This window comes from Streptomyces sp. NPDC035033, assembly GCF_040636735.1.
In the GTDB taxonomy this organism is placed as follows: domain Bacteria; phylum Actinomycetota; class Actinomycetes; order Streptomycetales; family Streptomycetaceae; genus Streptomyces.
Window position 1 is genome coordinate 77,690 of record NZ_JBEZUZ010000006.1, and the last position, 20,582, is coordinate 98,271.

18 protein-coding genes are annotated in these 20,582 nt (G+C 74.4%); 9 read left to right on the top strand and 9 right to left on the bottom strand.

The window, feature by feature from the left end; translation table 11 throughout:
* Positions 1–99: 99 nt before the first annotated feature.
* From AB0E83_RS04790 to AB0E83_RS04800, 3 genes are read left to right on the top strand one after another with little or no spacing between them, the layout of a single operon-like run.
* Positions 100–1,833 carry an ABC transporter ATP-binding protein gene (locus AB0E83_RS04790; protein ID WP_362105869.1) on the top strand — a complete coding sequence of 578 codons (1,734 nt, stop codon included), beginning with the start codon at positions 100–102 and terminating at the stop codon, positions 1,831–1,833.
* Positions 1,833–3,761, top strand: a complete 1,929-nt coding sequence (locus AB0E83_RS04795) for an ABC transporter ATP-binding protein (RefSeq protein WP_362105872.1) — start codon at positions 1,833–1,835, stop codon at positions 3,759–3,761. The genes AB0E83_RS04790 and AB0E83_RS04795 overlap by 1 nt, the downstream gene beginning before the upstream one ends.
* A gap of 45 nt (positions 3,762–3,806) precedes the next feature.
* Positions 3,807–5,174 carry a TerD family protein gene (locus AB0E83_RS04800; protein WP_362105875.1) on the top strand — a complete coding sequence of 456 codons (1,368 nt, stop codon included), beginning with the start codon at positions 3,807–3,809 and terminating at the stop codon, positions 5,172–5,174.
* Here AB0E83_RS04800 and AB0E83_RS04805 read toward each other — a convergent pair.
* From AB0E83_RS04805 to AB0E83_RS04830, 6 genes are all read right to left on the bottom strand, one after another.
* On the bottom strand, positions 5,171–6,235 hold the full coding sequence (locus AB0E83_RS04805) for an RNA polymerase sigma factor (RefSeq protein WP_362105878.1): 1,065 nt from the start codon (positions 6,233–6,235) through the stop codon (positions 5,171–5,173). The genes AB0E83_RS04800 and AB0E83_RS04805 overlap by 4 nt on opposite strands.
* A gap of 83 nt (positions 6,236–6,318) precedes the next feature.
* Positions 6,319–8,217: a DNA primase gene (gene dnaG / locus AB0E83_RS04810; protein WP_362105881.1), complete on the bottom strand. Its 1,899-nt coding sequence runs from the start codon at positions 8,215–8,217 to the stop codon at positions 6,319–6,321.
* A 29-nt stretch (positions 8,218–8,246) separates the two neighbouring features.
* The gene (locus AB0E83_RS04815) at positions 8,247–9,506 is read right to left on the bottom strand and encodes an FAD-dependent oxidoreductase (protein WP_362105883.1); all 1,260 of its coding nucleotides are present in this window, start codon (positions 9,504–9,506) and stop codon (positions 8,247–8,249) included.
* 138 nt (positions 9,507–9,644) lie between these two features.
* On the bottom strand, positions 9,645–10,946 hold the full coding sequence (locus tag AB0E83_RS04820; RefSeq protein ID WP_362105886.1) for a deoxyguanosinetriphosphate triphosphohydrolase: 1,302 nt from the start codon (positions 10,944–10,946) through the stop codon (positions 9,645–9,647).
* A gap of 35 nt (positions 10,947–10,981) precedes the next feature.
* On the bottom strand, positions 10,982–11,803 hold the full coding sequence (locus AB0E83_RS04825) for a sirohydrochlorin chelatase (protein WP_362105889.1): 822 nt from the start codon (positions 11,801–11,803) through the stop codon (positions 10,982–10,984).
* Positions 11,804–12,051: 248 nt separating this feature from the next.
* The gene (locus tag AB0E83_RS04830; RefSeq protein WP_362105892.1) at positions 12,052–12,744 is read right to left on the bottom strand and encodes a hypothetical protein; all 693 of its coding nucleotides are present in this window, start codon (positions 12,742–12,744) and stop codon (positions 12,052–12,054) included.
* A 75-nt stretch (positions 12,745–12,819) separates the two neighbouring features.
* Here AB0E83_RS04830 and AB0E83_RS04835 point away from each other — a divergent pair, with 75 nt between their 5' ends.
* From AB0E83_RS04835 to AB0E83_RS04845, 3 genes are read left to right on the top strand one after another with little or no spacing between them, the layout of a single operon-like run.
* Complete coding sequence (locus tag AB0E83_RS04835) at positions 12,820–13,554, top strand: aquaporin (protein WP_362105894.1); 735 nt, start codon at positions 12,820–12,822, stop codon at positions 13,552–13,554.
* A gap of 33 nt (positions 13,555–13,587) precedes the next feature.
* Positions 13,588–14,292: an ElyC/SanA/YdcF family protein gene (locus AB0E83_RS04840; protein WP_362105897.1), complete on the top strand. Its 705-nt coding sequence runs from the start codon at positions 13,588–13,590 to the stop codon at positions 14,290–14,292.
* A 46-nt stretch (positions 14,293–14,338) separates the two neighbouring features.
* Positions 14,339–16,420, top strand: coding sequence for a molybdopterin oxidoreductase family protein (locus AB0E83_RS04845; RefSeq protein WP_362105900.1), 2,082 nt, complete (start codon positions 14,339–14,341; stop codon positions 16,418–16,420).
* On the opposite strand, the gene AB0E83_RS04850 is transcribed toward AB0E83_RS04845, so the two are convergent.
* From AB0E83_RS04850 to AB0E83_RS04860, 3 genes are read right to left on the bottom strand one after another with little or no spacing between them, the layout of a single operon-like run.
* A complete protein-coding gene (locus AB0E83_RS04850) occupies positions 16,386–16,784 on the bottom strand; it encodes a gamma-glutamylcyclotransferase family protein (RefSeq protein WP_362105903.1) in 399 nt (132 codons plus the stop codon). The genes AB0E83_RS04845 and AB0E83_RS04850 overlap by 35 nt on opposite strands.
* On the bottom strand, positions 16,781–17,119 hold the full coding sequence (gene cutA / locus AB0E83_RS04855; RefSeq protein ID WP_362105906.1) for a divalent-cation tolerance protein CutA: 339 nt from the start codon (positions 17,117–17,119) through the stop codon (positions 16,781–16,783). The genes AB0E83_RS04850 and cutA overlap by 4 nt, the downstream gene beginning before the upstream one ends.
* A 27-nt stretch (positions 17,120–17,146) precedes the next feature.
* Positions 17,147–17,752, bottom strand: a complete 606-nt coding sequence (locus AB0E83_RS04860; protein ID WP_362105909.1) for an NAD(P)H-dependent oxidoreductase — start codon at positions 17,750–17,752, stop codon at positions 17,147–17,149.
* Positions 17,753–17,850: 98 nt separating this feature from the next.
* Here AB0E83_RS04860 and AB0E83_RS04865 point away from each other — a divergent pair, with 98 nt between their 5' ends.
* The 3 genes from AB0E83_RS04865 (at position 17,851) to AB0E83_RS04875 (ending at position 20,536) form a co-directional block, all read left to right on the top strand.
* Positions 17,851–18,663, top strand: coding sequence for an aminotransferase class IV (locus AB0E83_RS04865; protein ID WP_362105912.1), 813 nt, complete (start codon positions 17,851–17,853; stop codon positions 18,661–18,663).
* A 9-nt stretch (positions 18,664–18,672) separates the two neighbouring features.
* Positions 18,673–19,467: a sporulation protein gene (locus AB0E83_RS04870; RefSeq protein WP_362105915.1), complete on the top strand. Its 795-nt coding sequence runs from the start codon at positions 18,673–18,675 to the stop codon at positions 19,465–19,467.
* Between the two features lie 538 nt (positions 19,468–20,005).
* Positions 20,006–20,536, top strand: coding sequence for a hypothetical protein (locus AB0E83_RS04875; RefSeq protein ID WP_362105918.1), 531 nt, complete (start codon positions 20,006–20,008; stop codon positions 20,534–20,536).
* The last annotated feature ends 46 nt before the right edge of the window (positions 20,537–20,582 follow it).

Genomic DNA, 20,582 nt, shown 5'->3' on the forward strand with positions numbered 1-20,582 from the left:
GGCCGCCCGGAGGACGGTTCGTAAAGTCTTCACCAGGGCTCGGCCGGGCGCCGCAAACCCGGTCGTAACGGCGCGGGTGCTCGGGCGATAGTGAGAACCGTGCTCATAAGACTTCTCCGAACCCACCTCCGGCCCTACCGAAAACCCATCGCGCTGCTCGTCCTGCTCCAGTTCCTGGCGACCTGTGCGAGCCTCTACCTGCCGACCCTGAACGCCGACATCATCGACAACGGTGTCGTCACGGGGGACACCGGCTACATCCTGCGGTTCGGCGCGCTGATGATCGGCGTCTCCGTGATCCAGGTGCTGTGCAACATCGGGGCCGTGCACTACGGCGCGCGGACCGCCGCCGCGCTCGGCCGTGACGTGCGCGGCGCCGTCTACGACCGGGTGCAGTCCTTCTCGGCGCGCGAGCTCGGGCAGTTCGGCGCGCCGTCGCTGATCACCCGGACGACCAACGACGTCCAGCAGGTCCAGATGCTGGTCCTGATGGCGTTCACCCTGATGGTCTCCGCGCCCATCATGTGCGTCGGCGGCATCGTGATGGCGCTCGGCCAGGACGTGCCGCTCTCCGGCGTGCTGCTGGCGGTGGTGCCGGTGCTCGGGATCTCCGTCTCGCTCATCGTCCGGCGGATGCGGCCGCTCTTCCGGACCATGCAGGAGCGGCTCGACACGGTGAACCGGGTGCTGCGCGAGCAGATCACCGGCAACCGGGTGATCCGCGCCTTCGTGAAGGACGGGTACGAGGAGGAGCGTTTCCGCGGCGCCAACGGCGAGCTGACCGACGTGTCGATGGCGACGGGCCGGCTGATGGCGCTGATGTTCCCGACCGTGATGACGGTGGTGAACGTCTCCAGCGTGGCCGTGGTCTGGTTCGGCGCGCACCGCATCGACAGCGGCGGGATGGAGATCGGCGCGCTGACCGCCTTCCTCGCCTATCTGATGCAGATCGTGATGGCGGTCATGATGGCCACCTTCATGTTCATGATGGTGCCGCGCGCCGAGGTGTGCGCCGAGCGGATCGAGGAGGTCCTGGCGACCTCGTCGAGCGTGGTGCCGCCGGCCGAGCCGGTGACCTCGCTGGACCGGCGCGGGCACCTGGAGCTCAGGAGCGCGGACTTCCGGTACCCGGGCGCGGAGGAGTCCGTCCTCAAGGACGTGGAGCTGGTGGCGCGGCCCGGCGAGACCACCGCGATCATCGGCTCGACCGGCTCCGGCAAGTCGACGCTGCTGGGCCTGGTGCCGCGGCTGTTCGACGTGACGGGCGGCGAGGTGCTGGTCGACGGGGTGGACGTGCGGCGGCTGGACCCGGCGCTGATGGCGCGGACGGTCGGGCTCGTCCCGCAGAAGCCGTACCTGTTCTCCGGGACGGTGGCGTCGAACCTGCGGTACGGGAAGCCGGACGCGACCGACGAGGAGCTGTGGCACGCCCTGGAGGTGGCCCAGGCCGCCGACTTCGTGCGGAAGCTGGAGCACGGCCTGGACGCGCCGGTCGCGCAGGGCGGCACCAACGTGTCCGGCGGGCAGCGGCAGCGGCTCGCGATCGCCCGGACGCTGGTGCAGCGGCCGGAGATCTACCTCTTCGACGACTCGTTCTCCGCGCTCGACTACGAGACGGACGCCCGGCTGAGGGCGGCGCTCGCGGCGGAGACGGCGGACGCGACCGTGGTGATCGTCGCCCAGCGGGTGTCGACCATCCGGGACGCCGACCGGATCGTGGTCCTCGACGAGGGCCGGGTCGTGGGCACCGGCCGCCACCACGAGCTGATGGCGGGGAACGAGACGTACCGGGAGATCGTGCTCTCCCAGCTGACCGAGGCGGAGGCAGCCTGATGGCCGGTCCTGGCGGACGCATGATGGCCGGGGGCGCCCCGGGCGAGCGGTCGATGGACTTCAAGGGATCGTCGAAGCGGCTGCTGCGGCAGCTCGCGCCGGAGCGGGCCGCGCTGTGGGTGATGCTGCTCGCCGGCGTGCTGTCGGTGGCGGGAGCGGTGGTCGGCCCGAAGATCCTCGGCCGGGCGACGGACCTGGTCTTCGCGGGCGTGGTCGGGCGGCAGATGCCCGAGGGCGTGACGAAGGCGCAGGCGCTGGAGAGGCTGCGGGCGGACGGTGACGGCGGCATGGCCGACATGCTGTCCGGGGTCGACTTCACGCCCGGCCGGGGCATCGACTTCGGCGCGGTCGGCGAGGTGCTGCTGCTGGCGCTCGCGGTGTACGTGGCGGCGGGCCTGCTGATGCTGGTCTCCACCCGGATGTCGATCAAGGTGATCAACCGGACCGTGTACCGGATGCGGGAGGACGTCCAGACGAAGCTGGCGCGGCTGCCGCTGTCGTACTTCGACCGGGCGAAGCGCGGCGAGGTGCTGTCCCGGGCGACCAACGACCTCGACAACGTCGGGCAGACGCTCCAGCAGTCGATGGGCCAGCTCATCAACTCGCTCCTGACCATCGTCGGCGTGCTCGCGATGATGTTCTGGATCTCCCCGCTGCTCGCGCTCGTCGCCCTGGTGACGGTGCCGGTGTCGGTGGTGGTCGCGGCGCGGATCGGCAAGCGCTCGCAGCCGCACTTCGTGCAGCAGTGGAAGTCGACGGGCGCGCTCAACGCGCACGTGGAGGAGATGTACACCGGGCACGCGCTGGTGAAGGTCTTCGGCCGGCAGGAGGAGGCGGCGAAGGGCTTCCACGAGCAGAACGAGGCGCTGTACGAGGCCGGTTTCAAGGCCCAGTTCAACAGCGGCGTGATGCAGCCGGTGATGTTCTTCGTCTCGAACATCAACTACGTGCTGGTGGCCGTGGTCGGCGGTCTGCGGGTGGCGAGCGGCACGCTCTCCATCGGTGACGTGCAGGCCTTCATCCAGTACTCGCGCCAGTTCTCGATGCCGCTGACGCAGGTGGCGTCGATGGCGAACCTGGTGCAGTCGGGCGTCGCCTCGGCGGAGCGGATCTTCGAACTGCTCGACGCCGAGGAGCAGGCGCCGGACGCGCCGGCCTCCGAGAGGCCGCGCGACGTCAAGGGCAGGGTCGCCCTGGAGCACGTCTCCTTCCGCTACGAGCCCGACAAGCCGCTCATCGAGGACCTGTCGCTCACCGTGGAGCCGGGCCAGACGGTCGCGATCGTCGGCCCGACGGGCGCCGGCAAGACGACGCTGGTCAACCTCCTCATGCGGTTCTACGAGGTGACGGGCGGCCGGATCACGCTGGACGGCACGGACATCGCGGCGATGTCCCGGGAGGAGCTGCGGGCCGGGATCGGCATGGTCCTCCAGGACACCTGGCTGTTCGGCGGGACGATCGCCGACAACATCGCGTACGGCGCCACCCGCGAGGTGACCCGGGCGGAGGTCGAACAGGCCGCGCGGGCGGCCCACGCCGACCGCTTCGTCCGCACCCTGCCGGACGGGTACGACACGGTGGTGGACGACGACGGGGCGGCGGTCAGCGCGGGCGAGAAGCAGCTGATCACCATCGCCCGGGCGTTCCTGTCGGACCCGGTGATCCTGGTCCTCGACGAGGCGACGAGCTCGGTGGACACCCGGACCGAGGTGCTGATCCAGAAGGCGATGGCCCGGCTCGCGCAGGGCCGCACCTCCTTCGTGATCGCGCACCGGCTCTCCACGATCCGGGACGCGGACGTGATCCTGGTGATGGAGAACGGCTCGATCGTGGAGCAGGGCACGCACGAGGAGCTGCTGACGGCGGGCGGGGCGTACTCCCGGCTGTACGCGGCGCAGTTCGCGGAGGCGGTCGTCGAGGTCGACTGACCCGGGTGATCGACCGGCGGTGACCCGTGCCGCATGATGTGCGGCATGGGTCACATAACCGAGAGTTCCTGGGTGCCGTCGGTCACCCTGCGGGTCGGCGTCGGCACCCCGGACGTGGCGGCGCTGCTGCTCGGCGCGGACGGCCGGGTCCGGGGGGACGCGGACATGGTCTTCGCCGGGCAGCCCGTCCACCCCTCCGGCGCGGTACGGCACAGCGGCACGTCGCTGGCCCTCGCCCTGCACGAGGTGGAGCCGGAGGTCGAGCGGATCGTGATCGCGGGTGCGGCGGGCGGCGGCCACCTGGCCGCGATGGCCCCGGACCGGGCGGTCGTCGTCGCGTACCTGATCGGCAACCCCGAGGGCGGGGAGGCCGTCGTCTTCGGCGAGTTCTACCGCGAGTCCGGGGGCTGGAAGTTCACCGGGATCGGCAAGGGGTACACGGCCGGCCTCGCGGCGCTCGTCACCGACTACGGCGTCGAGGTCGCGGAGGAGGAGCCGGCCGCGGGGCCGTCGGCGCCGGGCCTGGTGAAGCAGCCGGCCGCGGGCGCGGCGGAGCAGCCGGCGCCGGGCCTCGCGCAGCGGCCCGCGGCCGCCGGGCCCCTGCCGCTGGCCGGCGTCGCGAAGGGGCCCGCCGGGAACGGGGCGGCGGACGGCGACGGCGGCCACCCGGCCCCGTCGGGCACCGCGAAGGACGGGCCGGCCGCGCCGGACGGCGGCGGGCGGAACGGGAAGGGCGGGTGGGCCGCCTCGGTGGCCGGCCGGATGCAGGGCTGGGTGTCGGGCGGCGGGGACCGGACGGCGGACGACGGCGGGGGTCCCGGGGCGTTCGGGCCGGACTTCAAGCCCTTCACCGCCAAGGGCGAGGGCGACTCGGTCGTCACCGCGGGTCCCCAGGTGCCGGCCGGCCCGGTCCTCCTGGAGGTGACGCACCAGGGCTCCGACTCCTACATCGGCGTCCACGCCCTCGGCGAGGACAACAAGGACGCCGGGTCCTCCCTCTTCAGCAGCCAGCTCGCCGACTTCACCGGCAGCACCGTCACCGAGGCCCCCGAGGGCCGCCCGCTGCGCCTGCGGGTGGCCGCGTACAACGCCTGGACCGTGCGGGTGCGGCCGGTGAGCGCCGCCCGCCGGCTGCGCGGGACGCTGAAGGGGTACGGCCCCGAGGCGCTGCTGTACACGGGCGGGCCCGCCGACCTGACGGTCGACTTCAAGGGCAACGAGGAGAACGGGGGCTACGTCAGCCTCTGGACCCACCCGATCACCGACGGCGGGGTCCTCTCGCCCAGCCCCACGCTCTCCCTCAGCAAGCCCGGACGGCAGCTGGCGACGGTCCCGCTGCCCGACGGCCCGCTGCTGCTGCTCTTCAGCGCCGACGGCAAGTGGTCGCTGACCGTGCGCGAGCTGGGGCTCTAGTCCAGGTAGCCGCGCAGCTGGTCCGCGTAGGCGTGGTCCCGCAGCTTGGAGAGGGTCTTGGACTCGATCTGGCGGATGCGTTCGCGCGTCACGCCGAAGATCTGCCCTATCTCCTCCAGGGTGCGGGGGCGGCCGTCGTCGAGGCCGTAGCGGAGCTGGACGACCTTGCGCTCGCGCTCGCCGAGGGTGGACAGGACGTCCTCCAGGTGGCGGCGGAGCAGCAGGAAGGCGGCGGATTCGACGGGCGAGGCGGCGTCGCCGTCCTCGATGAGGTCGCCGAGGTCGACGTCCTCCTCCTCGCCGACGGGGGTGTGCAGGGAGACGGGTTCCTGGGCGAGCCGGAGGACCTCGCGGACCCGCTCCGGGGTGAGGTCGAGCTGGACGGCGACCTCCTCCGGGGTGGGTTCGGTGCCGCGTTCCTGGAGGAGGTGGCGCTGCACGCGGATGACCCGGTTGATGAGCTCCACGACGTGGACGGGGACGCGGATGGTCCGGGCCTGGTCGGCGAGGGCCCGGGACATCGCCTGCCGGATCCACCAGGTGGCGTAGGTGGAGAACTTGTAGCCGCGGGCGTAGTCGAACTTCTCGACGGCCCGGATCAGGCCGAGGTTGCCCTCCTGGACGAGGTCGAGCATGGTCAGGCCCCGGCCGACGTACCGCTTGGCGACGGAGACGACGAGCCGCAGGTTGGCCTCGATGAGCTTGCGCTTGGCGATCCGGCCGAGGACGACGAGCCGGTCGAGGTCGTACGCGAGCTGCGAGTCGAGGTCGGGGGCGAGGGCGAGCTTCTCCTCGGCGAAGAGGCCGGCCTCGACGCGGCGGGCCAGTTCGACCTCCTCCTCGGCGGTGAGGAGGGGGATGCGGCCGATCTCGCGGAGGTACTGGCGGAAGAGGTCGGCGGAGGGGCCGTTGGCGCCGGGGTCGCCGGTGCGGCGCCGCTGGGCCGGGACCTCGGGGAGTCCGGGGAGGCCGGGGGGTTCGTCGCGCTCGTCCGGTTCGGTGGTCTGGATCTCGGTCTGCACGGCGGGCGACCTCCAGGAGGGGCGGAACGGCTCCGTCACCCCGCCCAGTGTGGGGTACGACACATCGCCGCCACGAGGGGCGTGCGGTGACTTTTTGGTCCCGCGCGGTGACGGACCGTAGGTCAGAGGGCCGCGGCGCCGTGGTTGCGGAGGGCCTGCCCGTACTGGGTGAGCACCCACAGCTCGTTCTGGACGGCGGCGAGCTTCTCGGCGTCGCCGTGGGCGCCGAGCCGGGCGAGGGTGCCCTGGACGTCGCGGATGCGCCGGTCGACGGCGCGGAGGCGAACCTGGACGAGCTGGGCGCCGGCGTACACCTCGTCGACGGTCTTGGCGAAGACCGCCTCGACGGCGAGTTCGGTGACGAGGGCGCGGACGGTGTCGTCGGGCGCGGCCTCGCGGACGGCGTCGAGGTAGTCGGAGGGGGCGCCGTCGGCGCCGCCGGCCTCCTGGATGCACTGACGGACGGCGGCGTAGGGCGGGGCGGTGAACTCGTCGATGCCGTAGGCGTCGAAGGCCGGGGAGACGAGGGCCGGGTACTGGAGGGCCAGCTTGAGCAGCTCGCGCTCGGTGCGGTGGGCGGGGCTGCGCAGGTTGAGCGCGGGCCCGGCCGGGCCGCGGGGGGCCTGGACGTCGCCGTACGGGCGCTGGGGGCGGCCGTCGCCGCGCCGCGGGCCCTGCTCCTTGCCGCCGCCGCGCTGCCAGCGGGCGATCTGGGCGACCCGGCGGACGACGAACTGGGTGTCGAGGATGCCGACGAGTCCGGCGAGCTGGACGGCGACCTCGTGCTGGGAGGCGACGTTCTTGATCTTGGCGACGATCGGGGCGGCCTCGTCGAGGGCGGCGGCCCGGCCCGCCGGGGTGTCCAGGTCGTAGCGGTTCACGATCTGGCGCAGCGCGAACTCGAAGAGGGGGGTGCGGGGCTCGACCAGGTCGGCGACGGCGTCGTCGCCCTTGGCGAGGCGCAGTTCGCAGGGGTCCATGCCGTCGGGGGCGATGGCGATGTACGTCTCGGCGGCGAACTTCTGGTCGTCCTCGAAGGCGCGCAGGGCGGCCTTCTGGCCGGCGGCGTCGCCGTCGAAGGTGAAGATGACGCGGGCCGAGCCGTTGTCCATGAGGAGGCGGCGGAGGATCTTGATGTGCTCGCCGCCGAAGGCGGTGCCGCAGGTGGCGATGGCGGTGGTGACGCCGGCCAGGTGGCAGGCCATGACGTCGGTGTAGCCCTCGACGACGACGGCCCGGCTGGTCTTGGCGATCTCCTTCTTGGCGAGGTCGATGCCGTAGAGGACCTGGGACTTCTTGTAGACCGGGGTCTCGGGGGTGTTGAGGTACTTGGGGCCGGTGTCGTCCTCGCGCAGGCGGCGGGCGCCGAAGCCGACGATCTCGCCGCCGACGTCCCGGATGGGCCACATCAGACGGCCGCGGAAGCGGTCGATGGGGCCGCGGCGGCCGTCCTGGGAGAGGCCGGAGACGATCAGCTCCTTGTCGGAGAAGCCCTTGCCGCGCAGGTAGCGGGTGAGGTGGTCCCAGCCGGCCGGGGAGTAGCCGACGCCGAAGTGCTCGGCGGCGGCCTGGTCGAAGCCGCGCTCGGCGAGGAAGCGGCGGCCGATCTCGGCCTCGGGGGAGGCGAGTTGGCCGGCGTAGTACTCGGCGGCGATCTTGTGGGCCTCGATCAGGCGGATGCGCTCGCCGCGCTGGTGGCCGGGGTTGTAGCCGCCCTCCTCGTAGCGGAGGGTGATGCCGGCCTTGGCGGCGAGGCGCTCGACCGTCTCCGAGAAGGAGAGGTGGTCGATCTTCATCACGAAGGCGATGGTGTCGCCGCCCTCCTGGCAGCCGAAGCAGTGGAAGAGTCCCTTGCTGGGGCTGACCTGGAAGGAGGGCGACTTCTCGTCGTGGAAGGGGCAGAGTCCCTTGAGGTTCCCGCCGCCGGCGTTGCGGAGCTGGAGGTACTCGGACACCACGGAGTCGATCGGGACCGCGTCCCGGACCGCCTTCACGTCGTCATCGTTGATCCTGCCTGCCACGCGTAGAGTCTACGGCTCGCCCGTACGTGTCAGAGCAGGCTCTCCAGGGGGACCGACGGGTCGCAGAGGGCGTCCGGGTCCACGGTGGCGCGGGAGCGGATGAGCTTCTGGACCGGTTCTGTGACGTCCCACACGTTCACGTTCATCCCGGCGGTCACCCGGCCCTCCTTGAGCCAGAAGGCGATGAACTCGCGCTTGCCGGTGTCGCCGCGGACCACGACCTGGTCGTAGGAGCCGGGCGGGGCCCAGCCGGAGTACTCCATGCCGAGGTCGTACTGGTCGGTGAAGAAGTACGGGATCCGGTCGTAGGAGACGTCCTGGCCGAGCATGGCGCGGGCGGCGGCGGGGCCGCCGTTGAGGGCGTTGGCCCAGTGCTCGACGCGGACGCGGTGGTGAAGGAAGGGGTGGTCGGAGGCGGCGACGTCGCCGGCCGCGTAGATGTCGGGGTCGGAGGTGCGCAGCGAGGCGTCGACGGCGATGCCGCCGCCGTCGGCGCGGTCGACGAGGGCGAGGCCGGAGTTCTCGGCGAGGGCGGCGCGGGGGGCGGCGCCGACGGCGACGAGGACGGCGTGGGCGGGGTGCTCCTCGCCGTCGTCGGTGCGCACGGCGAGGACCATGCCGTCCTGGCCGGTGATCTCGGTGATGCGGGCGCCGAAGTGGAAGCGGACGCCGTGCTCGGCGTGGAGGTCGGCGAAGAGCTGGCCGAGCTCGGGGCCGAGGACGCGGTGGAGCGGGGTGGGGTCGGCCTCGACGACGGTGACCTCGGCGCCGTAGGTGCGGGCGGCGGCGGCGACCTCCAGGCCGATCCAGCCGGCGCCGGCGATCACCAGGTGGCCGTTGTCCCGGCCGAGGGCCTTGAGCTCGTCGCGGAGCCGCTCGGAGTGGGAGAGGCGGCGCAGGTGGTGGACGCCGGCGAGGCCGGTGCCGGGGACGTCGAGGCGGCGCGGCTCGGAGCCGGTGGCGAGGAGCAGCTTGTCGTAGCGGATGACGGTGCCGTCGCCGAGGCGGACGGTGTGCGCGTCCCGGTCGATCGCGGTGACGGTCTGGCCGAGGTGGAGCTCGACGTCGTGGGCGGCGTACCAGCCGGGTTCGTGGACGAGGGCGGCGTCGCGGTCCTTCTTGCCGAGGAGGTAGTCCTTGGAGAGCGGGGGGCGTTCGTAGGGGTGGTCGCGTTCGTCGCCGATGAGGATCACCCGGCCGTTGAAGCCCTCCGCGCGGAGCGTCTCCGCCGCCTTGGCGCCGGCCAGGCCCCCGCCGACGATGACAAAGGTCTGATCTGCGTCGACCACGTTGATTCCTCCTCGTTGCGACCGGTTCTCTACGCTACGCCCCCGAGCCGGGGCCGGGCGGCAGCGCCCCTGGACGTGCATGCGAGGGTCCCGCACGGCGCCGGAAGGCGAAAGGGGGCCGACGCCCCCGGGCGGCCCCTAGGAGCGCGGGGCGCGGAGGCGGGCGTGGAGGGCGCGGGCGGTGGCGTCGGTGAGGTTGGCGATCTGGTCGACGATCACCCGCTTGCGGGAACGGTCGTCGGGTGCGGCGACGAAGAGGGCGCGGAACTGCGGTTCGAGGCCGTCGGGGGCGCGGGCGACGAGCGCCTCGGCGAGTTCGGCGACGACGATCCGCTGGTCGGCGCGGAGCGCCTCCTGTTCGGCGCGCTGCATCACGTACCGGTCGGCGACGGCCTTGAGGACGGCGCACTCGTTGCGGGTGGCGCGGGGGACGACGAGTTCGGCGCCGTAGCGGGTGAGGCGGCCGGAGCCGTACGCCTGGCGGGTGGCGCCCTCGGCGGCGAGGCAGAACCGGCCGATGAGCTGGCTGGTGGCGTCCTTGAGGCGGGCCTGGGCGACGGCGGAGCCGTCGTAGCCGTGCGGCCACCACTCCTGGCCGATGAGCCGGTCGAGGGCTTCGGCGAGTTCGGCGGGGTCGGTGTCCTCGGGGACGTAGCGGCCGATGGCGACGGCGAAGACGTCGGCGCGCTCGGGTTCGGCGTAGAGGAGGTTGGGGTCGATGTGGCCGGCGTGCAGGCCGTCCTCGAAGTCGTGGACGGAGTAGGCGACGTCGTCGGACCAGTCCATGACCTCGGCCTCGAAGCACTTGCGCTGCTCGGGGGCGCCGCGCCGGATCCACGCGAAGACGGGCAGGTCGTCCTCGTACACGCCGAACTTGGGCGAGCCGGGGTCGGTGGGGTGGCCGCCGCGCGGCCAGGGGTACTTGGTGGCGGCGTCGAGGGCGGCGCGGGTGAGGTTGAGGCCGACGGGGACGGGCTCGCCGTCGGGGCCGGGGACGAAGCGCTTGGGTTCGATGCGGGTGAGGAGGCGGAGCGACTGGGCGTTGCCCTCGAAGCCGCCGCAGTCCTTGGCGACGTCGTTGAGCGCCTGTTCGCCGTTGTGCCCGAAGGGCGGGTGGCCCATGTCGTGGGAGAGGCAGGCGGCCTCGACGAGGTCGGGGTCGCAGCCGAGGGCGGCGCCGAGCTCGCGGCCGACCTGGGCGCATTCGAGGGAGTGGGTGAGCCGGGTGCGGGGGCTGGCGTCCCACGAGTAGCCACGGGTGCCGGGGGTGACGACCTGGGTCTTCCCGGCGAGCCGGCGCAGCGCGGCGGAGTGCAGCACGCGGGCGCGGTCGCGCTGGAAGGCGGTGCGGCCGGGGCGCTTGTCGGGCTCGGCCGCCCAGCGCTCGGTGGCGGTCGGGTCGTACCCGGGGGTCTCGCTGGTGCCGTCGTAGCCTGCCATGTCTCGACGGTAACCGGCGGGACCGACAGAAGGGCTCAGATGGTGACGAGTTCCCGCCTGGGGGTGGCGTGGCGGCCGGTGCGGGCGCGGGCGCGGGCGGCACCGTCGTAACGATGCAGGACGAGGCGGGCGAGGGCGGGGTGGGCGCCGAGCGGGTCGGCGGCGATCCAGGGGGCGCGGGCGGCGGCGCGGGCGGCGAAGAGGCCGGGCGCGGTGAAGCAGGAGGCGACGGCGACCCGGGGCCGGCCGCGGGCGGCGAGCGCGGCGACGGCCTCGGGGACGGTGGGGGCGGCGGCGGAGGCGTACGCGGGGAGGACGGGGGTCCCGCCGAGGCGGTCGCCGAGGGCGGCGGCGATCCGGCGGAGGGTGGCGGCGGAGCGGGGGTCGCGGGAGCCGGCGGAGGCGAGGACGACGCCGGTGGCGGTGGAGGCGGAGTCGGCGGGGGTCCAGCCGGCCTCGGCGAGCCGGCCGGCGAGGGCCTCGGCGAGGAGGGGGTGGGGGCCGAGCGGTTCTGCGACGCGGGCCGGGAGCTCGGGGACGGCGGCGAGCGCGGCGGGCAGGTCGTGGGTGACGTGGTACCCGGGGGCGAGGAGGAGCGGGACGAGCACGGCTTCGCGGCCCTCGGCGGCGAGGTCCGCGAGGGTGGCGTCGAGGAGCGGCGCGTTCAGCTCGATGTGGGCGAGGCGGGCGTCGAGGCCGGGGCGGAGCGCGCGGACCCGGTCGAGGAGGCGGGTGAGGGTGGCACGCGCGCGGGGGTCGCGGCTGCCGTGGCCGACGGCGACGAGGACGGGGGCGGGGCGGCCAGCACCGGGCCGGGGGCCGGCGGCGGTGCCGGGGAGCTGTGCGAACGGCTGCATGGGCGGCGTACCTCCTGCTCGGTCTTCTCCGCCGGGCCGGCGTACGGACGCACCCGGCGGAGCTGGAGTCCGAGCTGCTCCACGACCCGCTCGCACAGGGCGGCGGCGTCCGCGAACGTGCTGTCCGGCTCCGTCATGGACCGATCCTGGCGGGGGGACGTTGCCTGCCCGTTGCGCGGTGGTCACGGCTCTTTTCCATGACCGCACGCGGGTGTTTCCGCGGGCTCACGCGCGCGTGGGGGCGGCTGTCAGGCGGCGAGCCAGACGCGGAGGGGGCCGAGCTCCGTGAAGCCGGCGGCGAGGGCGGCGGTCAGGTCGTCGCCGGACTCGTAGCCGACGACGGGGAGGGCGGGGTCGGCGGCGGCGAGGACGGCGGCCCAGACGGCGGCCGGGTCGGTGCCGTCGGCGGCGAAGAGGTTGGAGACGCCGGTGGCCCCGGCGCCGGTGGAGAGGACGGCTCCGCCGAGGATCCGCCCGTCGGGTCCGGGGACGGTGAGGACGGTGACGGCCGGGTCGTCCAGGAGGGCCGGGCGGAAGAGCGCCGCCTCGTCGGCGTCGCCGCCGCTCCAGGCGCGGGCCCAGGCGGCGAGCGCGCCGGGGGTGTCGGTCCGGGTCCAGTCGGCGGGGGGCGCGGGGGTGCCGGCCGGGCGGCCGATCCAGGTGGCGCCGAAGAGCGGCCGGAAGCCCTCGGGGGCGAGGTCGAGGCGGGCGTAGGAGTCCTTGACGGAGGCGCCGGGCGCGGTCAGGTCGATGCCTGTGACGACGTCGGCGGCGGTCGCGTCGGCCGTGAGGGAGACGGCGTCGGGGTAGTAGGGCGGGGTGCGGCGGGGGCTGGTCCAGGCGCGGGGGCCGGTGGTGGTGGCGAGGCCGTGGGCGCGGCACATGCTCGCGCACCACGCGGCGTTGTTCCGCACCGCGGCGGTCAGCAGGTCGTGGGTCACCGCCGGATCCTACGGAGCGCACGCCCCTCCCCTCCCCTCTTTTTTCGTTCCGAATCACGGAATATCTTTTCCGTTATGAGAATGTCCCCCGCGCCGCTCCCCCGGCGCGTCCTCGCCGAGTTCACCGGCACCGCCGCCCTCGTCGCCGTGATCGTCGGCTCCGGCATCCGCGCCGACTCCCTCAGCCAGGACGTCGGGGTCCGGCTGCTCGCCAACGCCGCCGCCTCCGCGATCGGCCTCGGGCTGCTCATCGCCCTCATCGGCCCGCTCTCCGGCGCCCACTTCAACCCGGTCGTCACCCTCTCCGAGTGGTGGACCCGCCGCCGGGAGGACCCCGGCCCGGACCGCGGCCGCGAGGTCCTCGCCTACGTCACCGCCCAGGTCGGCGGCGCCGTCGCGGGCGCGCTGCTCGCCGAGGCGATGTTCGGCCGCGCCCCCGGCTCCTGGTCCACCGAGCCGCGCGCCGCGCTCCACCTGCTGCTCGGCGAGGCGGTCGCCACCGCCGGACTCGTCCTCGTCGTCCAGGGCCTGCGGCACATCGGCCGCCCCCAGCTGGCCCCGGTCGCGGTCGCCGGGTACATCGCCGCGGCGATCTGGTTCACCTCCTCCGGCTCCTTCGCCAACCCGGCGGCCACCGTCGGCCGTTCGCTGACCGACTCGTTCACCGGCATCGCCCCCTCCTCGGTGCCCGCCTACGCCGCCGCCCAGTTCCTCGGCATGCTGCTCGGCATGGGCCTGGCGGGTGTGCTGTACGGCACGGATCGGGCCGCCGCCGAACCGCGGGGGGCCACCGTGCGTCGGACGGGGTGACAGCCCGTCCCCGCACCCCTTCCGGAGACCCCGATGCAGGTCCGGTTCCCCCGCACCGTCCGGGGCCGCCGCCGCGCCGTCCAGGCCGTGATGGCGGCCGCCGTCCTCGCCCTCGCCCCCGCGACCTGGATGCACACCGCGGCCGCCGGGAAACTGCGGACGACCGCCGACGTGCCCGCCCGGGACGTCGCCGTGGTCTTCGGCGCCGGCCTGTGGAACGGGCGCCCGACGCCGTACCTCGCGCACCGGCTCGACACCGCCGCCGAGCTGTACCGCACCGGCAAGGTGAAGGTCCTCCTCGTCACCGGCGACAACAGCCGGACCGAGTACGACGAGCCGGGCGCCATGCGCGCCTACCTCGCCGCCCGGGGCGTCCCGGACGGGAAGGTCGTCAGCGACCACGCCGGCTTCGACACCTGGGACAGCTGCGTGCGGGCCCGGAAGGTCTTCGGCGTCGACCGGGCGGTCCTCGTCACCCAGGACTTCCACGTCAAGCGGGCCGTGGCGCTGTGCGAGCGGGCCGGGGTCGCCTCGTACGGCGTCGGGGTCGCCGAACCGCAGGACACCACCTGGTACTACGGCACCGTCCGGGAGCTCTTCGCCGCCGGCAAGGCCGCCCTCGACGCGGCCGTCCGCCCCGACCCGCGCTTCCTCGGCCCGCGCGAGACCGGCGTCACCGAGGCCCTGGCCTCACCCGCCGCCCCCGGCCGGCCTGAGCCAAGAGCACCGCGCCCGTAATACGGCACGCCCCTGCGCGTAACACGCCCGCCGCACCCTTGACGGCATGTCCGACGCCACCGCGGTCCCCACCCACTGCCCCTACTGCGCCCTGCAGTGCGGCATGAAGCTCCGCCCGACCGGCACGGCGGACCTGCCCGCCGAGGTGGTCGAGCGGACCGACTTCCCGGTCAACCGGGGCGCCCTGTGCGGCAAGGGCCGCACCGCCCCCTCCGTACTCTCCTCCCGGGTCAGGCTCACCGAGCCCCTGGTCCGCCGCCCTGACTCCGGGGCGCTCGAACCGGCCTCCTGGGAGGAGGCGCTCTCCGCCGTCGCCGAGGGGCTCCGCCGGACCCGCGCCGACCACGGCCCCGACGCCGTGGGGGTCTTCGGCGGCGGCGGGCTCACCAACGAGAAGGCGTACACGCTCGGCAAGTTCGCCCGGCTCGTCCTCGCCACCTCGCAGATCGACTACAACGGCCGCTTCTGCATGTCCTCGGCGGCCGCCGCCCACCAGCGGGCCTTCGGCCTCGACCGGGGCCTGCCCTTCCCGCTGGAGGACGTCCCGAGGACGGGCTGCGTGATCCTCGTCGGCTCCAACCTGGCCGAGACCATGCCGCCCGCGCTGCGCTACCTCACCGAGCTGCGGGAGAACGGCGGGAAACTGATCGTCGTCGACCCGCGCCGCACCCGCACCGCCGAGCAGGCCGACCTCCACCTCGCCCCCCGCCCCGGCACCGACCTCGCGCTCGCCCTCGGCCTGCTCCACCTGGTCGTCGCCGAGGGCCGCGTCGACGAGGAGTTCGTCGCGGAGCGCACCTCCGGCTGGGAGGCCGCCCGCGCCGGGGCGATGGCCCACTGGCCCGAGCACGTCGAGCGGATCACCGGCGTCCCGGTGCCGGAGCTGCGCGCGGCGGTCGCGATGTTCTGCGACGCGCCCACGGGCATGGTGCTCACCGCCCGCGGCCCCGAGCAGCAGTCCAAGGGCACCGACACCGTCGGCGCCTGGATCAACCTCTGCCTCGCCACCGGGCGGGCCGGCCGGCCGCTGAGCGGCTACGGCTGCCTCACCGGCCAGGGCAACGGCCAGGGCGGCCGCGAGCACGGCCAGAAGGCCGACCAGCTGCCCGGCTACCGCAAGCTCGACGACCCCGCCGCCCGCGCCCACGTCGCCGGCGTGTGGGGCGTCGCCCCCGAGACCCTGCCGGGGCCGGGGCGCAGCGCCTACGAACTCCTCGACGCGCTCGGCGGCGAGGTGCGGTCGCTACTCCTGATGGGCTCCAACCCGGTCGTCTCCGCCCCGCACGCCGCCCGCGTCGAGGACCGGCTGCGCTCGCTCGACTTCCTCGCCGTCGCCGACGTCGTCCTCTCCGAGACCGCCGCGCTCGCCGACGTCGTCCTGCCGGTGACCCAGTGGGCCGAGGAGACCGGGACGATGACCAACCTGGAGGGGCGGGTGCTGCTGCGCCGCCGCGCCCTCACCCCGCCGCCCGGCGTCCGCACCGACCTGGAGGTGCTGCACGCGCTCGCCGGGCTGCTCGGCTGGGAGAAGGGCTTCCCCACCGACCCGGAGGAGGTCTTCGAGGAGCTGCGGCGGGCCTCCGCCGGCGGCCCCGCCGACTACTCCGGCATCAGCTACCGGCGGATCGAGGAGGAGCGGGGCGTCTTCTGGCCCTGTCCGGAGGAGGGCCACGCCGGTACGCCCCGGCTCTTCCTCGACCGGTTCGCGACCGCCGACGGGCGGGCCCGGTTCGTGCCGGTGACGCACCGGCCGGCCGCCGAGGAGACCGACGCCGAGTACCCGGTGGTGCTCACCACCGGGCGGGTCGTCTCGCAGTACCAGTCCGGGGCGCAGACCCGGCGGGTGGCGGAGCTGAACGCCGCCGCGCCCGGGCCGTTCGTGGAGCTGCACCCGCGGCTCGCGGAGCGCCTCGGGGTCGCGGAGGGCGAGCCGGTCGCGGTGGTCTCGCGGCGCGGGCGGGCGGTGGCGCCGGCCCGGATCACCGGCGCGATCCGGCCGGACACCGTCTTCATGCCCTTCCACTGGTACGGGGAGGGCCGGGCGAACACGCTGGTGAACCCGGCGCTCGACCCGGTCTCCCGGATGCCCGAGTTCAAGGTGTGCGCGGTCCGTCTGGAACGCGGCTGAACCAGTCGCCGGAGGGGATGAGCGGGCCGACCGGGGTGCCGGGGGCGGCGAGGTAGACCCAGGCGCGGACGGCGGCGCCGTCGCCGGCGCGGACGGCGTCGACGGCCGCGCGCTCGTACCCGGCCTCGTGCTCCATCCGGTCGAGGGCGGCGAGGAGTTCGCCGTACGCCTCGGGGACGGGGGTCACCAGGCTGCCGCGGACCGTGCCCTCGCCGGGGACCACGTACGGGTAGCCGGGGCCGTCGTGCAGGAGCGCGCCCGGAAGCAGGGCGTCCTCCTCGGTGGCGGTGCGGCCGAGGAGGAGCCGGTCGTGATGGCGCCCGCCGGGGCGGAGCGTGCCGTAGACGAAGAGTGGCAGGGTCACGCGGGGCCGACCTCGGTTTCCAGCCACTCCAGGTAGGCGGCGGAGCCCCGGACGACGGGGGTGGCGAGGATCTCCGGCGTCTCGTAGTCGTGCGCGGCGAGGAGGTGGGCCTCCAGGGCCGCGTACCGCGCCGCGGTGGTCTTGTAGAGGACCTGCCACTCCTCGGCGGTCTCGACGGCCGACTTCCAGTGGTAGACGGAGGTGAGGGGGCCGGTGATCTGCGCGCAGGCCGCGAGCCGGGCCTCGACGGCCCCGCGCGCGAGCGCCTCCGCCTTCTCCCGGCTGTCGGTGGTGGTGGTCACGGTGAGGGCGCCCGGGGCGGGAATGCTGGTCACGCCCTCACCGTATCCGCACGGGTCCGCTCAGGCCGCGTACGGCCGGACGGCCCTGGCGTCCTTGAGGGCGCGGCCCCACCAGGCGAGCTGATCGAGCATCAGCTTGGCGCCGGCCTCGGGCGCGGTCGGGTCCTTGAGCCGGCCGTCCTCGTCGAACTGGCCGTGGGCGTTGGCCAGGACGACGCCGTCGCGGACGGTCACGGCGTGCATCTCGGCGTAGACCTGGCGGAGGTGCTCGACGGCCCGGATGCCGCCGGAGATGCCGCCGTAGGAGACGAAGCCGACGGGCTTGGCGCGCCACTCGGTGTAGTGGCGGTCGATGAGGTTCTTCAGGGAGGCCGGGTAGGAGTGGTTGTACTCGGGGGTGAGGACGACATAGGCGTCGGCGTCCTCCAGGACGGGGGTGATCCGGGCGAGTTCGGCGCGGACGCCCGGATCGGGGTCGTGGGAGAGCGAGGTGGGGAGGGTCGTCCCGGCGAGGTCGAGGACGGTGAGTTCGAAGTCGGCGCGCTCGGCGACCCGGGTGCGGAACCAGTCGGCGACCACGGGGGCGAAGCGGCCGGCGCGGTCGCTGGCGATGACGAGGGCGAGCTCGAGGGGGGCGGCCTGGGCGGCGGCGGTCGTGATGTCCATGACGAAGAGCTTGTTACCTCAAGTCCACTTGAGGTCAAGCGGGTCCGGGAGCGGCCTCCGGAAGCGCCGTCGCGGACGGTCACGGCTACCGTGGGGCCATGACGTCTCCGCCCGCTCCGGCCGCCGCGCACATCGAGATCGACGGCGTCCCGGTCGCCGACCCCGGGCCGCTGACCGTCGTGCTGGGCGGCTACGGCCACTTCACCGCGATGCAGGTGCGCGACGGCCGGGTCAAGGGTCTCGGCCTGCACCTCGACCGCCTCGACCGGGCCACCCGCGAACTGTTCGGCGAGCCGCTGCCCGGGGAGCGGGTCCGGGAACTGCTCGCGCGGGCCGTCGGGGCGTCGGGGCTGCGGGACTCCTCGGCGCGGGTGCACGTCTACGGGGACGGGTCCCGGTTCCGGGTGGTGGTCACCGTCCGCGAGGCCGCGCCCGACGGCCCGGCCGCCCCGCAGCGCCTGATGTCCGTCGGCCATCTGCGCCCGGCGGCGCACCTCAAGCACCTGGGCGGCTTCGCGCAGGGGTACTACGGCGACGCGGCCCGCCGGGCGGGCTTCGACGGGGCGCTGCTGACCTCCCCGGAGGGCGAGGTCGCCGAGGCGGCGGTCGCCAACATCGCCTTCTGGGACGGGACGTCGCTGGTGTGGCCGACGGCCCCGCACCTCACCGGGATCACCATGGCGCTCCTGGAGTCCCGGCTGCCGTCGGCGCACCGGCCCGTCACGCTCGCCGAACTCCCCGGCTTCCGGGCGGCGTTCACCGCGAACTCGCGCGCGATCGCGCCGGTGACGGCCGTCGACGGGGTCGCGTACCCGGTCGACGGGGCGCTGATGGAGCGGGTCCGCGCCGCCTACGCGGAGGTGCCCGGCGAGAAGATCCTCTCCGGTGACGGGAGCGGTTCCGCCGGTTAGCCTGCGCCCATGGTTCTCAAGAGACTCTTCGGCGGCGGCGTCCCCCTCGAAGTGGACACGGTCATCGAGCCCGGCCCGTTCCGGCCGGGCGGCGTGATGCGCGGTGAGGTGGTGGTGCGCGCGCCCGAGCGCGACCTGGAGATCGAGTCCATATCGCTGCGGCTCCTCGCGAACGCGCCCCTGTTCCACAAGGGCGACGGGGACGGCGAGGGCGGCGGCGAGACGATCGGGCACCCCGACGCCAGCGGCTGGTTCGAGCTGGGGAAGGGCCAGGAGAAGCGGGTCCCGCTGAAGTTCCGGCTGCGCTGGGAGACGCCGGTGAACGAACTGCGGGGCGAGGACCTCGGGGTCCTCATCGGCGTGCGCACCGAGGTCGAGGCGGCCGGGGTGAAGGCGCGGACGGACATGGACCCCGTGCGGGTGGAGGCGCTGCCGCTGCACGAGGCGGTCCTCGACGCCTTCGCCGCGGAGGGGTACGCGCTCGACGGGGCGCCGGTCCACGGCTCGTCGATCTCCGGCGTCGAGCGGCACCTGTGGACCTGGCAGGGCTTCCGGCTCGTCCGCCCGGAGGCGTCCGAGGGGCGCCCGCGCGAGGTGGAGCTGACCTTCCACACCAACGCGGTGGGCAGCGAGATCTTCCTGCGGAAGGGCCGCGGGACGACGAAGTACTGGGACGACAGGCCGCGGGCCCTCCGGTACGTGGCCGCCCACCACGAGGTCGGCGCCCGCGACTTCGGGGCGGACGTCCGCGCGTGGCTGGAGAAGGTGGCGGTCCTGAGGCTCAAGGGGAACGGCGAGGGCTGACGCGGCCCCCGGGCGGGGACGCACGTCTCCGGGGCCGCGGTCCGGGCGCGGGGAGCCGCGGGTGACGGCGGCGCCCGGCCCCCGGGCCTCCCCGGGCCTCCCCCGGCCAACCCCGGGCCTCCCCCGGCCGACCCCTGGCCCCCCGGCCGACCCCGGGCCTCCCCCGGCCGACCCCTGGCCCCCCGGCCGACCCCGGGCCTCCCCCGGCTACCCCCAGGCCCCCCGGCCGACTCCTGGGTCTCCCCCGGCTGCCCCGGACCCTCCCCCGCCCGACCCCCGGTCTCCCCCGGCCGGCGGCGGGCGGGCCGGTCGCCCGGGTCGACGGGTCCCGCGCCGCGGCCCGGCTCACCCGTTCGGCACGACACCTCGACTGACGCCTCATAACCCGGCCTGACCTGCGTAAACGCCCCGTCTCCAGTCGACGCGCCGTCTCGAACGGCGCAATCCTGATGACCCATCAGCAGGCGGGGGGCGCGCCAGGGCCGTTACCTCGGTCGTACGGAAGACCGAACGACCGCGCGCCCCGGAGGACCCCACCATGCGCCCCACTGCCCGCCTGCTCACCGGAACCGCGCTGACGGTCGTCGCGCTCGGCGCGTTCGCCGCGCCCGCGGCGTACGCGAACGAGAACGGCAACGAGAACGACGGCCGTCCCCAGACGCTGGAGATCTACCCCTCCACCGCCTCCCCCGGCACCACCGTCACCGTGAACACCCTGGCCTGCGGCAAGAACGGGCACGGCGTCGGGGACGCGAACTCGCTCGGCGCCGGGGAGTTCCGGCTGAACCCGAGCACCCACAAGGAGGTCGTGGTCGGGCAGTTCACCGTGCCCCAGCACGCCAAGCCCGGCGTCCACTGGATCAGCGTGGCCTGCGACAACGGCCGGACCGCCCGGGGCGAGCTGACCGTCAAGCACCGGGAGCCCAGCGGGCACGTGAAGACCGGTGTCGGCGGCAGCATCGGCCCCGACACCGCCCAGGTCACGGCGGGCGCGGCGGTGCTGGCCGCGGCCGCCGTCGGCGGTGTGTGGCTCATGCGGCGCCGGGCGAGCGGCGCCCAGGGCCACTGATCACACCGCCCGTCCCGCCCCCGCCCGGCGCCCGCACACGGCCGGC